At 63.1% G+C, this 15118-nt stretch carries 14 protein-coding genes and 2 pseudogenes; 15 read left to right on the top strand and 1 reads right to left on the bottom strand.

The window, feature by feature from the left end:
* The 15 genes and pseudogenes from CHB90_RS26330 to CHB90_RS23350 all read left to right on the top strand — a co-directional run.
* A pseudogene (locus CHB90_RS26330) lies at nucleotides 1–105 on the top strand (IS5/IS1182 family transposase); the annotation flags it as partial.
* A gap of 446 nt (nucleotides 106–551) precedes the next feature.
* Entirely contained in the window at nucleotides 552–977 is a 426-nt protein-coding gene (locus tag CHB90_RS23410; RefSeq protein WP_245823352.1) for an acyl-CoA transferase, read from the top strand.
* A gap of 24 nt (nucleotides 978–1001) precedes the next feature.
* Nucleotides 1002–1940, top strand: a pseudogene (locus CHB90_RS23405) (phage tail tube protein).
* 2 nt (nucleotides 1941–1942) lie between these two features.
* Nucleotides 1943–2398, top strand: coding sequence for a hypothetical protein (locus tag CHB90_RS23400; RefSeq protein WP_089280177.1), 456 nt, complete (start codon nucleotides 1943–1945; stop codon nucleotides 2396–2398).
* Between the two features lie 98 nt (nucleotides 2399–2496).
* On the top strand, nucleotides 2497–2625 hold the full coding sequence (locus CHB90_RS27400; RefSeq protein ID WP_281256139.1) for a DUF7697 family protein: 129 nt from the start codon (nucleotides 2497–2499) through the stop codon (nucleotides 2623–2625).
* On the top strand, nucleotides 2618–5065 hold the full coding sequence (locus tag CHB90_RS23395) for a phage tail tape measure C-terminal domain-containing protein (RefSeq protein WP_089280176.1): 2448 nt from the start codon (nucleotides 2618–2620) through the stop codon (nucleotides 5063–5065). The genes CHB90_RS27400 and CHB90_RS23395 overlap by 8 nt, the downstream gene beginning before the upstream one ends.
* Nucleotides 5065–5691 carry a DUF2460 domain-containing protein gene (locus CHB90_RS23390; RefSeq protein ID WP_089280175.1) on the top strand — a complete coding sequence of 209 codons (627 nt, stop codon included), beginning with the start codon at nucleotides 5065–5067 and terminating at the stop codon, nucleotides 5689–5691. The genes CHB90_RS23395 and CHB90_RS23390 overlap by 1 nt, the downstream gene beginning before the upstream one ends.
* Entirely contained in the window at nucleotides 5688–6572 is an 885-nt protein-coding gene (locus tag CHB90_RS23385; protein WP_089280174.1) for a DUF2163 domain-containing protein, read from the top strand. The genes CHB90_RS23390 and CHB90_RS23385 overlap by 4 nt, the downstream gene beginning before the upstream one ends.
* Nucleotides 6569–6994, top strand: coding sequence for a C40 family peptidase (locus CHB90_RS23380; protein ID WP_089280173.1), 426 nt, complete (start codon nucleotides 6569–6571; stop codon nucleotides 6992–6994). The genes CHB90_RS23385 and CHB90_RS23380 overlap by 4 nt, the downstream gene beginning before the upstream one ends.
* A gap of 6 nt (nucleotides 6995–7000) precedes the next feature.
* Nucleotides 7001–10945 carry a baseplate multidomain protein megatron gene (locus CHB90_RS23375; RefSeq protein ID WP_089280172.1) on the top strand — a complete coding sequence of 1315 codons (3945 nt, stop codon included), beginning with the start codon at nucleotides 7001–7003 and terminating at the stop codon, nucleotides 10943–10945.
* Nucleotides 10946–10976: 31 nt separating this feature from the next.
* Nucleotides 10977–12908 (top strand): DUF2793 domain-containing protein, encoded by a 1932-nt coding sequence (locus tag CHB90_RS23370; protein ID WP_089280171.1) that lies wholly within the window; start codon nucleotides 10977–10979, stop codon nucleotides 12906–12908.
* A gap of 10 nt (nucleotides 12909–12918) precedes the next feature.
* Nucleotides 12919–13227: a hypothetical protein gene (locus CHB90_RS23365; RefSeq protein ID WP_089280170.1), complete on the top strand. Its 309-nt coding sequence runs from the start codon at nucleotides 12919–12921 to the stop codon at nucleotides 13225–13227.
* A gap of 89 nt (nucleotides 13228–13316) precedes the next feature.
* On the top strand, nucleotides 13317–13970 hold the full coding sequence (locus tag CHB90_RS23360) for a TIGR02594 family protein (protein WP_089280169.1): 654 nt from the start codon (nucleotides 13317–13319) through the stop codon (nucleotides 13968–13970).
* 13 nt (nucleotides 13971–13983) lie between these two features.
* Nucleotides 13984–14151, top strand: coding sequence for a Pam3-gp28 family putative phage holin (locus CHB90_RS26660; RefSeq protein ID WP_170941169.1), 168 nt, complete (start codon nucleotides 13984–13986; stop codon nucleotides 14149–14151).
* A 276-nt stretch (nucleotides 14152–14427) separates the two neighbouring features.
* The gene (locus tag CHB90_RS23350) at nucleotides 14428–14847 is read left to right on the top strand and encodes a helix-turn-helix domain-containing protein (RefSeq protein ID WP_170941168.1); all 420 of its coding nucleotides are present in this window, start codon (nucleotides 14428–14430) and stop codon (nucleotides 14845–14847) included.
* Here the strand turns inward: CHB90_RS23350 and CHB90_RS23345 are convergent.
* Nucleotides 14828–15118: transposase (locus CHB90_RS23345; protein WP_141135827.1), on the bottom strand; the 291-nt coding region annotated here is incomplete at its 5' end. The two genes, CHB90_RS23350 and CHB90_RS23345, sit on opposite strands and share 20 nt — an antisense overlap.

The raw sequence follows: 15118 nt of genomic DNA, 5'->3' as shown, positions 1-15118 counted from the left end.
ATGGCGCGCGACTTCGATCGTCAGGTCGCCGAACTTCAGATCCGCGCCGCCGTGCTCAACGGCTACACCGCGCTCGGCATACCCGTCACAGAGCCTGTGGGATAATTGCGTCCGGGGAAAGGGGAACTCCGGACGTTACCGACTTTGCGCAACAAAGCCCGCGACAACCGAACTGTCTTTCCGCGCTCTTCTCTGAGGATCTCCTCGAATGCGTGTATCGTTTTCCAAAAATCATGTTCGACGCTGCCTGGGACTTCATCCGGCAGTATTTCGAGCAAGCGCCGAAAGGCGGCTTCCACAATCTCAGGTACGCCCTTTTCGCGGGCATTCTCCTGAAACCGACGCAGTTTTTTAGGGTCTTTTGACGTGGCAATCGCTTCCAGAACCCGAGAATAATCCGCCACAGCACAACCTCCGCTTTCTTTTTTATTGAGCTGTTGGAATGAACTTTGTCCCAAAACCCGCTCACTCTACTCAATCATAGTGCGCCAGACTCAACAATGTAGGCAAGTCCGCTGTCTCTCCAAACCTTTCGAAATGGAAACATGGAATTGACGACCACAACTCGCGAAACCATCCTCGCCGCGCTGCACGCACGGCTGCAAACCATTGCCACCATAGTCCTGCGTGACGAGGTCTTGCCCGAACGCGTCCCGCCAGTCGGGCTGATCATTCTGCGCGACGGACAGTCCGGCGAGCCGGAAGTCACGCTGTCACCGCTGCGCTACCATTATCAGCACCGCGCCGAGTTGGAGGTGGTCGTCCAGGCGGCGAAAGAGCGGGCGACCTCGTTTGACACCTTGATCGTAAGCATCGGCACCGCGCTGGAAACTGACCGCACGCTCGGCGGACTTTGCGATTGGATCGAGGCCGAAGCACCAGCTTCGGTCGATCTGCCGGTTGAGGGCGCTGTCACCCTGAAAGCGGCGGTGATCACCGTCGTTCTACACTACACCACCACGGGCCCGCTGGCCTGACACCCCGACAATAAGGAGAAAGACATGGCACGAGCGCAAGGCGCCCGGGCGCAGATGGCGCTTGGCTTTGAGACGGTTTACGGCACCCCGCCGGTCAGCGGGTTCCGATTGATGCCCTTTGCCCGGACAACGCTGGGTTCGGAACAACCGCTGCTGGAATCGGAACTCTTGGGTTATGGCCGAGATCCGCTGGCGCCGATCAAGGACGCGGTCACGGCCGACGGCGACGTCGTGGTGCCAATCGATGTCGAGGCTTTCGGGTATTGGCTGAAGGCCGCGTTCGGCCAACCGACAACTACCGGCACCACGCCCAAGACCCACATGTTTCAGTCAGGCAACTGGACCCTGCCCAGCATGTAGATTGAAACTGCCATGCCCGAGGTGCCGCGCTTTGCGATGTATTCCGGCTGTGTGCTGGATCAGCTGTCCTGGCAGATGCAGCGTTCCGGCCTTTTGACCGCCTCGGCCAAGCTAATCGCTCAAGGCGAGACCATCGCCGCCGCAACGGCCGCCGGAACGCCGACATCGCTCGGCTTGCAGCGCTTCGGCCATTTCAACGGCACGGTGAAGCGCAACGGCAGCAGCTTAGGCAACGTAGTCTCGGCCGAGATCACTTATTCCAACAATCTCGACCGGATCGAGACCATTCGCGGTGATGGCCGGATTGACGGTGCTGACCCGACCATGGCCGCGCTGACCGGCCGGATCGAGGTGCGGTTCTCCGACAGCACGCTCGTCACGCAAGCGATCGACGGCACGCCCTGCGAGTTGGAGTTTAATTACAGCCTCGGCGCCAATGCCAGTTTCACGTTCACCGCACACGCCGTCTATTTGCCGATCCCCCGCATCGAAATCGCCGGGCCGCAGGGCGTGCAGGCCAGTTTCGACTGGCAGGCCGCCAAAGCCACCAGCCCCGCGCGGATGTGCACCGCCACCCTCATCAACAGCATCGCGAGTTACTGACCATGATCCGACTGAATCTGACCGCCACGCCGCAATGGCTGGACCTTGCCCCCGGGCTGCGCCTGCTTGTGGGCCCGCTTACCACGGCACTGATGGTCTCTGCGCGGGCCGACGCCACCATCGAGGCAATGCCCGAGACGGCCACGACCGAGGAGCTGGCACTGGCCATGGCAAAAGCCGTCGCGCGCCGCGCCGTCCTGGATTGGGAAGGCGTGGGCGATGACGCGGGCAATATTGTCCCGGTTTCAGCGGAAGGTATCGACGCCCTGCTGGAAATCTGGCCGGTCTTTGAGGCATTCCAAACCCAATACGTCGCGCGCGGCCTGATCCTGGACGCGGAAAAAAACGCCTCGGCGCCCTTGCCGACTGGTCGTTCGGCGGGGGCGATCGTTACTGCGCCGCCTGCGAGCCCTACAAGGGCCGCGAACGCAACTGCCCTGACTGCCCCACAAGACTGAACCGCCCGCAAACGCAGGATGGCTGGCAGGTCTGGGATCTGGTCGGCCGCTTGGGTGGCCAATTGCGTGTGATCCCTGGAGCGGTCTTGGGGTGGGACATGGGTGCTGCCATTGCACTGGCGCAAGCGCTGGGCATCGACGCACTCATCGCCGCTGAACTGCTTCCAGAAATCGAGGCCGTGATGGTCCGCAAAGTGAACGAGCAAATCGGAGAAAACCATGGCTGAGAAGAAGGTCAGCGTCCGCCTGTCAGCGGTCGGCGGACGACAAGTGCGCGCCGAATTGGAAGGCGTAGGAGAAGCCGGGGCTCGTGGCTTTGGTCGTTTGTCCTCCGAGATGGAGATGGCAAACGCGCGTCTGGTGGGCTTTGGACGCCGGGCAGGATTGGCGCTGGCCGCAATGACCGCCGCGGCGGCTGCGGCAGGTGTGGCCATGGTCCGGACGGGGCTTGATACAATCGATGCGCAGGCGAAGCTGGCCCAATCGCTCGACACGACCGTGGCGAGTATTCAGGTGCTGGAACGCGCGGGCGGGCTGGCCGGGGTTGCCATGACCAGCATTGAGCAGGCGACCAAGGATCTCACGCGCCGCCTGTCGCAGGCCGCTGCGGGTACCGGACCGGCGGTCGCCGCACTGGACCGCCTCGGTCTATCGGCCACGGACCTCATCGCCCTGCCGCTCGATGAGCGGATTGGCCAGATCAACCAAGCGATCGAGGATTTCGTACCGACGGCGGAGCGCGCGGCGGTGGCAGGGCAGCTTTTTGGCGAGGAAGGCAGCATCGCCATGTCGCGGATCGATAGCGCGACCCTTCGGCAGGCCACGCAGGATCTGCGAGATTTCGGGGTGGTGGTGTCGGAGCAGGACGCCGATCAGATCGAGCGCACCAATGACGCGCTCTCGCGGTTGGGGCTGATCTGGCGCGGTGTGTCGAACCAACTGGCGGTGGCGGCGGCCCCGGCCTTGGAGGCGGTCGCCAATGCGCTGGCGGCAATGGCGCGCACGACCGGCCCGGTTGGCATCGCGATCACAATGCTGTTCGACAACATTGGTCGGTTGACCACATATGCCGCGACCTTTGTGGCGCTGATGACCGGGCGCTGGGTGGCGGGTATGGCCGCCGCAGCCCTGTCGGTCAGCACTCTGGCCACCGGCCTTGTGATCCTGCGCGGCGCCCTGATCCGCACCGGCATCGGCGCGCTAATCGTCGGTGCGGGCGAGCTGGTCTATCAGTTCACCCGGCTTATGGCTGGTGCCGGTGGCTTTGGTAACGCGATGGGTTTGCTCTCCGACCTCGCCTCCGAGGTGTGGGGGCACATCGGCCTCGCGCTTGATGCAGCACTGGCACGGATGGCAGCAGGTTGGGAGGGGATGAAGGCCACAACGCTGACGGCGCTCGACGGTGCCATCACCGGCGTGTTCAGTTTTGGCGATCGGTCGGTGGCGGTGTTTCAGGGCACATTCGATGCAATGAAGGCGATCTGGGGGAGGCTCCCCGGTGCCATTGGCGACTTCGCGTTCCAGGCGGCGAACGGGCTGATCAGCGGGGTCGAGTCGATGCTGAACGGTGTCGTCACCCGGATCAACGGGTTCATTGCGACGCTCAACGCCGCACTGGATCTGCTCCCAGAATGGGCGACCGGCGAAGGCGGGGTTCGGATTGGCACCCTCGATCCGGTGGCACTCGGCGGGATCGACAACCCCTTCGCGGGGGCGACCGAGGCGGCCGGTGCTGCCGCCGCCGACGCGTTCTCCGCGGCACTGAGGCGAACTTACGTCGATACGCCTGATCTGGGCCTTGGGGCAGCAGCAGATGATGCCAGCGCCAGGGCCGACGGCTACCGCGAGGCAGCAGGCATGCTGGCCGATGCAGCTGGCCGCCCCTTGGCGAGTTGGCAGGCACTGCGCGATGCGATGAACAGCGCCGGGGCCGAGGCGGAAACAGCCCTCGCGGATGCTGCCACTTCGGCAGATGCGCTCGGTCTCGAACTTGATGAGACGGCCACCGCTGCCGGTGGTGCTGGTGCGGCAGCGCACACAGCCGGGGCCGCAGCCGCCGAAGGTGCGAACCAAGCGGCAACCGGCTGGGGTGCGGTGACGGCTGCCCTTGCCGATTATTCTGCCAAGGCCCGCGATATCGGGGGCGATATCGGCCAGACGCTGGTCGGGGCGTTCCAGAGCGCGGAAAATGCTGTGGGCGACTTCGTCAAGACCGGCAAGCTGGACTTCAGCAGCCTCGTCACTTCGATGATCGCTGATCTGGCCAAACTGGCCGCGCGGCGCTTTATTCTCGGCCCCATCGCAGATGCCTTGTCGGGCGCGTTTGGCGGCGCGGGCGGGTTGTTCGCGAACATCCTGCATTCTGGCGGCACAGTTGGCGTCGCTGGCAGCCACCGGATCGTGCCCGGTATGGCCTTCGCCGGAGCGCCGCGCATGCATTCGGGCGGTTGGGCCGGGCTGAAACCCGATGAGGTCCCCGCGATCTTGCAACGCGGCGAGCGGGTTCTGTCGCGCAGGGAAGCAGCTGGCTATGGCCAGGGACAAGGTGCGGCACCTGCGGTCAACGTCACGATCATGTCCCGTGACGCCGAAAGTTTCCGGCAATCCCGCTCGCAGGTGGCGGCCGACATCGCCCGCGCTGTGTCGCTTGGCCGGAGGGGCATGTGATGGCGTTTCACGAGGTGCGCTTCCCCGACAATATCAGCCGCGGCGCGCGCGGCGGGCCGGAACGCCGCACCCAGATTGTCGAGATGGCCAGCGGCGACGAGGAACGCAACGGATCATGGGCAGACTCGCGGCGGCGCTATGATGCCTCATACGGCATTCGCAAAGCCGACGATCTGGCGGCGGTCACCGCGTTCTTCGAGGCACGACGGGGGCGGCTTTATGGGTTTCGCTGGAAAGACTGGGCCGATTACAAATCCTGCCTGCCGTCTGCTAATCCCACGGCCACCGACAAGCCGATCGGGACCGGCAACGGCACCCAAACCACGTTCCAGCTGGTGAAACTCTACACCAGCGGCGCGCAGTCCTGGACACGCACGATCACCAAGCCGGTCGCTGGGACCGTTGCGCTGGCCCTGAACGGCGCAACCCAGATCACCGGCTGGACGATAAACACGACCACCGGCGTGGTGACTTTCACTGCAGCCCCGGCCCCCGGCGTGGCGATCACTGCCGGTTTTGAATTCGACGTGCCCGTGCGCTTCGACACCGACACGCTGGATGTCACCCTCGATTTCGAGCGGCTCGGCTCGATCACATCCATTCCCCTGATTGAGGTCCGTAGATGAAACTCCTCCCCACAGACATGCAAGCCCATCTCGATGATGGCACAACCACGCTCGCGTGGTGCTGGCGGATTGAGCGGGCCGATGGCGCGATCTTCGGTTTTACGGATCACGACCGCACGCTTGTAATCTCGGGCGCCAGTTTCGAGCCCGACAGTGGCTTTTCCGCTTCCGAGATCCGGGCCAGTGCAGATTTCTCGGTCGACGGGCAGGACGCAGAAGGCGCGCTGCGGTCGGACCGGATCACCGAGACCGATATTCTGGATGGGCGCTGGGACAATGCGGCGATCGAGGTCTGGCGGGTGAATTGGGAGGATGTGGCACAGCGAGTGCTTATGCGGCGTGGCAATCTTGGCCAGATCCGGCGCGGCAAGCAGGTGTTCGTGGCCGAAGTGCGCTCGCTCACGCATTTTCTCAATCAGCCAGTGGGGCGGACCTATCAGTATTACTGCGATGCAGAACTCGGTGATGCGCGCTGCGGGGTCAATTTGGCCACCCCCAGCTATTCGGGCAGCGGATCGGTGGCCTTGGTGTCGGGCGATCGGGCATTCAGGACCGCCGGTCTGGGCGGATTTGCAGCGAATTGGTTCGCTCTGGGCCGGGTCGAATGGACAAGCGGTGCCAATGCTGGGCGGCGCGCCGAAGTCTCCATCCATTCCATCGTGGCCGGGGCAGCCCAGATCACGCTGATCGAGGCGCCGGTGCGGGAGATCACGCTGGGCGATGGGTTCTTCATCCAGGCGGGCTGTGACAAGCAGTTCGCAACCTGCCGGATAAAATTCGGCAATGGTGTGAACTTTAGAGGCTTCCCGGCGATCCCCGGCGACGACACCATCGTGCGCTATCCCACGCAGGGTGGCGGCAATACCGGACAGCCGCTGTGAGTGCCGAAGCCGTGATCGCAGCGGCGCGGATCTGGCTCGGCACGCCCTATGTGCATCAGGCCAGCGCTCTGGGCGCAGGTTGTGATTGCCTCGGCCTTGCCCGCGGGATCTGGCGGGATCTGCATGGGGCCGAGCCCGTGACCCCGCCGCCCTATACGCGCGATTGGGGCGAAGCAGGTGGGGACGAAGTTCTGGCTACAGCCGCGCGGCGTTTCCTGCTGGAAATCCCAATCGCAAATGCCGGTCCCGGCGCTTTGATCCTGTTTCGCATGGCGCGCAATGCCCCGGCCAAACACTGCGGCATTCGCAGCGAGACCGGTCTGATCCACGCCTATGAGGGCGCGGGCGTCATTGAAGAGCCGTGGGGCGCGCTTTGGGCGCGCAGCGCGGCCTTCGCATTCCTTTATCCAGCAGCGGGTTAGATCGACATGGCAGCAATTGTTCTGGGCGGCATCGGCTCGACCCTCGGCGCAAGTCTCGGGGGCACTTTGCTGGGCGTCTCCGCCATGACCATCGGCGGCGGCATTGGCTCGATGATCGGCTCGGCGATTGATTCCCGCATCATCGCCTCCTTCACCCCAGATCAGCGGCAGGAAGGCGCGCGGCTGGACGAGCTTCGCGTCACCAGCGCCACCGAAGGCGCCGTGATCCCGCGCATCTATGGCCGGATGCGGGTGGGCGGCAACATAATCTGGGCCACGGATTTTCGCGAGGAATACACCGAGACCCGCCAGAGCGGCAGCGGCAAAGGCGGCGGTGGCGGCGTTGTGATCGAGAACTACAGCTATTTCGCGAGCTTTGCCGTGGCCCTCGCCACCGGGCCGATTGGCGGGATTGGCCGCATCTGGGCCGATGGCAGCGCCTTTGATGTGCCGGGAGCCATCTGGCGGCTGCACCACGGCACCGAAACCCAGATGCCAGATCCGTTCATTGAGACCATGATGGGCGCAGGTCAGGCACCAGCCTATCGCGGCACTGCCTACATCGTGTTCGAAAACCTGCCCCTCGCCAGTTTCGGCAACCGGATGCCGCAGCTGTCCTTCGAGATCTACCGACCCTCCGAGGAGCCCGACAGCGCTGAGCAATTATTGACGGCGGTGAACATGATCCCCTCTTCGGGCGAGTTCATCTATGCGACCGAGCCTGTCACCCGCAATATCGCCAATGGGGCCGTGCTGCCCGAGAACGTCAATTCCAGCGGCGGGCAGTGCGATTTCCTGACCTCGCTGGATCAGCTGGAAGCCACGGCCCCAAACTGCAAATCGGTGTCGCTGGTGGTGTCTTGGTTTGGCACCGATCTGCGCGCGGGCAATTGCCAGATCAGGCCGGGCGTCGATACCGCCAACAAAGTGACCGCGCCGAAGATCTGGCTGGTCAACGGCGTGACCCGCGCTGCCGCCTATGTCGTCTCGCAGGTCAACGGCGGCCCGGCCTATGGCGGCACACCCAGCGACTTCTCGATCGTGCAGGCCATTCAGGAACTGAAGGCGCGAGGGTTTCGGGTGACGTTCTATCCGTTCCTGCTGATGGATGTGCCCGCGGCCAACACGCTACCGAACCCCTATTCGGACAATGCCTCGGCGCTGGGCCAGCCGAGATATCCATGGCGCGGGCGGATCACCTGTTCGCCCGCGCCAGGCTTTTCGGGAACGGTCGATAAGACGGCAGCCGCAGCTTCGCAGGTGTCAGCGTTCTTCGGTGCGGCCGTGCCGGGCAATTTCGCAGTGTCGGGCACGTCGGTATCTTGGACCGGCGCGCCGAACGACTGGGGCCTGCGCCGGATGATGCTGCACTATGCGCACCTCTGCAAAGCTGCGGGCGGCGTTGATGCCTTCCTGATCGGCAGCGAGTTGCGCGGCATCACCCAGATTAGATCGGGCGCCAGCACTTATCCGGCTGTCACTGCCCTGCAAAGCCTTGCCGCCGCCTGCCGGGGCGTTCTCGGCCCGAACACCAAGATCAGCTATGCCGCCGATTGGTCGGAATATTTCGGCCACCAGCCGCAGGACGGCACCAATGATCTGTTCTTCCACCTTGATCCACTCTGGGCCGACGCGAACATCAATTTTGTGGGGATCGACAACTATATGCCGCTCTCCGATTGGCGCGATGGCGATCAGCATCTGGACGCCCTGGCTGGTGCGCCTGCGATCTACGATCTGCCCTATCTGCAATCCAACATCGAGGGGGGCGAAGGCTTTGACTGGTTCTATGCCTCCGATAGCGACCGTAACGCACAAATCCGCACCCCGATCACCGACGGTGCCTATGGTAAACCGTGGGTGTTCCGGACCAAGGATTTGCGCAACTGGTGGTCGGAGCGGCATTTCAACCGGCCCGGCGGCGTCCAAAGTGGATCGCCCACAGCCTGGGTGCCGCAATCAAAGCCCATCCGCTTCACCGAGGCCGGGGCACCCGCCGTCGATCGCGGCACCAACCAGCCGAATGTGTTCTTTGATCCGAAGTCGTCTGAATCCTTCCTGCCCTATCACTCGCGCGGATATCAGGATGATCTGGTGCAGCGCAGGTATATCGAAGCGCTTTATCCGTACTGGGCTGATCCGGCTAAGAACCCCGCGTCAAGCCTCTATGCAGGGCGGATGATCGACACGGCAGAGATCGCGATCTGGACATGGGACGCGCGGCCATATCCGGCTTTCCCTGTGCGCTCCGATGTCTGGTCCGACATCGACAATTTTCGCCTCGGCCATTGGTTGACGGGCCGGATTGGCGGTTGCGGCCTTGCTGAACTGGTCCGCGAGCTCTGCCGCACCGGCGGCGTGCCGCTGGATCTGATTGATGTCTCGCAACTAGCTGCCACCGTCCCGGGCTACGCGATCACCGCCATCGAGAGTGCGCGCGCATCGATCGGGCCCCTGGCGCAATTCCATGGCTTCGACGTGGTCGAGACCGGCGGGCAGTTGCGCTTTGTGCCGCGCGGGCGGGCCGCTGTGGCCCAGATCGCGGCCGAAACACTGGTGATCACAGAGCGCAACGCCGAGGACATCAGCTTCACCCGCGCGCAGGAGACAGAGCTGCCCCGGGCTTTGAAATGGCGCCTGATGATGCCAGACGAAGACTATGGCGCACTATCGGTGGAAGCCCGGCGGATTACAGTTGATACAGCGCGCGTGCGGAGCGAGCAGTTCCCAATTGTCTATCCCGCAGCCCTTGCCGATCGCGCGGCGCGGCGGGCGTTGCATGAAGAATGGGTAGGGCGCGAGGATGCCGCCTTCGCCCTGCCACCGTCGCGGCTGGCACTGGACCCTACGGATGTGATCCGCTTGGAGCATGACGGCCGCGCTCCGGAATATGTGCTGGCCCGGATCACCGACGGCGGTGCGCGGCGGGTTGAGGCCAAACGCACCGACCAGACGCTCTATGATCTGCCGCCCGGGCCCGAACGCACGCCCGCGTTCATCGCCCCAACGGTCTATGGTCCACCCGCGGCAGTCTTGATGAACCTGCCGCAGCTGGCGGACGATATTCCGGCGCACCGTCCCTATGCGGCTGTGTTTGCAACCCCTTGGTATGGGTCGGCCTTGATCTGGCGCAGCCCGTCCATCGATGGCTTCACCGCGCTGGGCACGGTCGGCCAACCCGCACGGCTCGGGTCGCTGGCGTTTGACTTCTACCCGGGGCCAGTCTGGCGGTTTGATAATGGCAACGAGCTCTGGGTCGATATTGCGGCAGGCGCCTTCGCAAGCCTTGACGACGAGGCGCTGCTGGCCGGGGGCAATCCTGTGGCAATCGAAACCGGGCCCGATGCTTGGGAGATCGTCCAGTTCGGGACGGCGTCCCTGCAAAGCCCGGGGCGGTGGAGGCTGACCCATCTGCTGCGTGGCCAATTCGGGACCGAGGACGCCATGGGCAACCCGGTTCCGGCTGGCGCGCGGGTGGTGGTGCTGAACTCTGCCGTGACGCCGATTGCCATCACGGAAAGCGATATCGGTCTGCCTGCCAACTGGAGGATCGGTCCGTCTAATGTGGCGGCCGCAGATCCGTTGAACCTGCAACTGGTGTTCACACCGTCTGGGCGCGGGCTGCGGCCGCTGAGCCCTGCGCAACTGCGTGGGGTGCCGCAGCCAGGAGGCGCTATCCTGCTGACATGGCTGCGGCGCACCCGGGCCAGCAGTGGCGATAGCTGGGTTCTGGTCGACGTGCCGCTCGGGGAGGCGACGGAAGCTTATGATCTGGAAATCCTGAACGGGGCGGCAGTGGTGCGGACGGTGTCCGGCATCGCGAGCGCCTCGTTTCTCTACACCGCGGCGATGATGACGGCAGATTTTGGTGGGCCGGTCACTTCGCTGCGGTACCGCGTCTACCAGATCGGCGCGCTGGGTGGCGGTGCTGGCGCCGAAGCCCTCGTCTAAACCTTTTGACCTTAATCTCGGAGGCATTGGCATGAGCCAATCGACCAATCTTGCGCTGCCCTATCTCGCGGCCAGCCAATCGCAAAAGCATGTGACCGTGAACGAGGGGCTCCGCTTCCTCGATGTGCTGGTGCAGATCTCTGTCAAAAGTGCTGCCCTGTCAGCGCCGCCTGGATCGCCCGGCGACGGCCAGCGCTGGATCATCGGCCCGTTACCCACCGGCCTCTGGGCCGGGCGCGCCACTCAGATCGCCGCCTGGCAGGATGGGGCGTGGGTATTCTATGCGCCAAAAGACGGTTGGCTGGCGTGGAATGAGGCGACGCAGGCTTCGCTGATATTCAGCGCCGGAGCATGGACATCTCTAATTGGTGCGCTGCTGGCCGCGGGGGTTGCAGATACAGCGTTCACGTTAAACGACGACGCCGATCCGACCAAGAAGGCCACCTTTGAACTCGCAGGGATCAGCACAGGCACGACCCGGATCTTCACGCTTCCAAACACGTCCAGCGAATTGGCGATCCTCGCAGGCACACAGACATTCACCGGCAACAAGACGTTCACTGGCACGTTGACGGCATCGGGAACCGTGACGGTCTCCGCCGCGGCCGCAACGATCGGCACTGCGACAGGCACGGCAACCTATGGGATGGGTACTGGCGGAACGACAACCGGCGTCAGCAAAACCCTGAACATCGGCACCGGCGGCGCGTCGGGATCGAATACGGTGGTCAACATCGGATCGGCCACCGCGGGCGCTGGCGGGACCACAGTGGTGAATACACCGACGGTAACCTTTGCCAATGCCGTGACGGCGGTGGCGATGCCGCAGGCCAATTTGACTGCGCAGCTGCTCGGCCTCGGTGGGGCCACCGCGGACAACTACAACCGCTTGTCGATCAACGCCCCAGCCATGCTGTTCAACAACGCAGGTGCCGGGATCGAGGCGACAGTCAACAAAGCCGCCCCCGACAATGACGCGGCCGTCGCGTTCAAGACCGGGTTTTCGACACGGGCGCTGATCGGGCTCCTGGGCAGCGATGATTTCAGCATCAAGGTCAGCCCGGATGGGACGGCTTTCTTTGAGGCCATCAAGATCGACCGCACATCTGGCCGGGTCGATTTGGCTGAGCCGCTGCTGATGCAGGGGCAAAGTGTGGTGCCTGACCCGCCACCTACTGGCAAACTGGCCATCTATGCCCGTGATCGCGCGGGGGCCGGATGGCTGGATGTGCAGCGCCCCTCGGGGCGGTTCTTTCCCCTTCAGCCGCATTTTGGGGTCAACCGGATCGCAACGTGGGCTCCGTCCACGAGCACAACTGTCAACACCAACGGAATGCCGCGCACGGCAGTGGGCACCGTTGCCACACCAACGTTGGCGACAACCAATCTCTCGACCAGCATGCGACGCTGGCGGATGACCAGCGCTGCGACGGCAGACGCTGTAGCCGAGGAACGGTCTGCCGGATGGGTCTGCTGGCGCGGCAATGCCGATGGGCTTGGTGGATGGAGCTACGTCAACCGGCTGTCGATGACGACATTGCAGGCGACTGGAATGGGGTTCTTTGGGCTCTATGGCTCAACGGCAGCACTGGCCACCACACTGGCACTTGCGGCCGCAGTGAATTGCATCGGCATCGGGTTCCAGCGCGGCACCCACACGAATTGGCAACTGGTGCACAATGATGGCTCCGGCGCGCCAACGCTGACCGATCTGGGTGCCAGCTTTCCGGTGGCCAGCACCACCAACGTCTTGTCGCTTTATATCGCGGCAGCTCCGAATGGCTCAGATATTGGCGTGCGAGTGGTCGAGGAAGTCAGCGGCGCGGCGGTCGAGTTCACCATCACCACCGACATACCCGCCGCCAGCCAGCTTCTGAGCCCCCGAAATTACATGAACACCGGCGCGACCACCGCAGCCGTCGCCTACGACTGCTCCGGCGTCTACGTCGAAACTGACTTCTAGGAGACCCTCCATGACTGAGGAAACCAGCTTCCTGCAGGAAGTCGCCGAGGCGTTTCGCGACAACGGAATCGCGGCGGCCATCACCGCACTGATCGCCGGCACCATCGCTCTTCTGGCTTCCGTCACGCGCAAAGCCTTCACCAACGACGCCATGCTTGCCCGCCTTGATCGCGAACTGGCCGCCGAACGCGACCGCGTCGATCGCCAGCGCGCCGAAGACCGCGACGACGATGCGGACCGGCTGGAACGCATTGAGACCGACATCCGCGCGATGCGCGATCTGATGTTCGAGGCCTTCCAGCGCGGCCGAACTGACTGACCCCCACACCACACATCAACCCGATCTAACCCAACCCGCCCGCAAGACGGGTTTTTTGTTGCCCGGCGACGGGCGAAAGGAGCCTCCCCATGCCGACCGAAACCCGTGAACCCATCCGCCTTATCCAAAGCGGTCTCGTCAAACTCGGCCACTCCCCTGGGGCCATTGATGGCCTGTGGGGCCTGCGCACTGCTCGCGCAATGAAGGCGCTCCTGGCCGCCAATGGCCGCGCTGCTTCTGTCGCACCGCCAGGCCCTTTGCCCTGGATCACCGAGGCCAAGTCTGCCCTCGGCCGTCACGAGGCCCGCGATCGATCCTGGCTGATGGATTGGCTGAAACGCGATGGCCGGTCCCTTGGCGATCCATCCAAGAACCCATGGTGCGGGGATTTCGTGGAAACCTGCATCCGTATGGGCCTGCCTGATGAACCGCTGCTCGGCGCGCTGGGCACCAATCCCTACTGGGCACGCAACTGGCTGCTGTTCGGGCAAGCAGTGCAGCCGATTACTGGCGCGGTGCTGGTCTTCGAACGCGGTTCAGGCGGCCATGTGGGTTTCGCGATGGGCCAGGATGACACGCATTTCTATGTGCTCGGCGGCAACCAGTCCGATGCCGTCACCATCGCCCGGATCGCCAAGTCCCGCCTTCTCGGCGCGCGCTGGCCCGCAACCTTTCCGCCCCGATTGCAGCGCCTGCCGACCATGAAGCCGGGCGAATTCCTCTCAACCAGCAATGAAATCTGAACAGGAGAAAATCATGTTGAAACCTGCAATCATGGCGCTGATCCGCCAAGTTTTGACCGTCGCTGGCACTGCTCTCGTCGCCAAGGGCTACGTCCAAGCCTCTGATGTCGAACCCGTGATCGGCGCGCTGCTGACCATTGGGTCGGTGGTCTGGTCTGTAAGTGACAAGCGCGCTAAATAGAGTAGGTAGTTGGGGAGGCTGTCTGGTCGTAAATTATCCAAGTCCTTCGTGGATACTGATGCTCCGGCAGGAAGTAGCTTCCGCTATAGGGTGCCCCACAGAGTAGGTGAGCGGAAAAGGTCAATTGCCTGGTCCTGATGTCAGAGACGGCTAAACAGCCATAGACGGCTTGATTAAGGCGCAGATCTAGGCGAGCCTGAAACGTAGTGAAGTCCTAGTTGACGAAAGAAGGGGCTCGACCACCGAAACCAATTTTTATTAATGATGGAAGTGTCAATGGCGGGCGAAAAAGAAAACCTCTTCGGATCGCTGATCAGAATGTACCGTCACCGTCACGGTATCTCCCGCGAGGAGCTAGCACAGCGTATCGGCCTTTCACAGGCGTCGATTGTGAGACTGGAGCAAGGCCGAGTGGTCCCGTCTAAAGGAACACTCGCATCGCTTAGTCAGATTCTTTTGGAAGACTCCAGTCTATCTAAGAGCGACATCAACAAGATCATTCTGAGGAGGAATGACTTTGATCCGTTCATTGATGGTAAACACGACTCCTACCTGCGTCTTAAAAAATATCATTTAGACAAAGATTTCGATGATCAAGACAATTGGTTTAGTGCATTGCTTGGGCTTTGTTGCGCAAAGTCGGTAACGTCCGGAGTTCCCCTTTCCCCGGACGCAATTATCCCACAGGCTCTGTGACGGGTATGCCGAGCGCGGTGTAGCCGTTGAGCACGGCGGCGCGGATCTGAAGTTCGGCGACCTGACGATCGAAGTCGCGCGCCATGAGGCTCTGCCCCAGCAGCTTCACGCAATGCATCTTCGTCTCGGCGCGGCTTCGTCGGTGGTATCCGCTCCATTTTCTCCAGATGGCGCGGCCAAGGTATTTCGAAGCGCGCAGCGCCTCGTTCCGAGCGATAGCCCCTGCAGTCGATGGCTTCCACGGCTTGGCATTCTTGCGCGGCGGTATGAC

Source organism: Antarctobacter heliothermus (assembly GCF_900188425.1).
Taxonomy (GTDB): Bacteria; Pseudomonadota; Alphaproteobacteria; order Rhodobacterales; family Rhodobacteraceae; genus Antarctobacter; species Antarctobacter heliothermus.
This window is presented reverse-complemented; position numbering and strand designations above follow the sequence as displayed.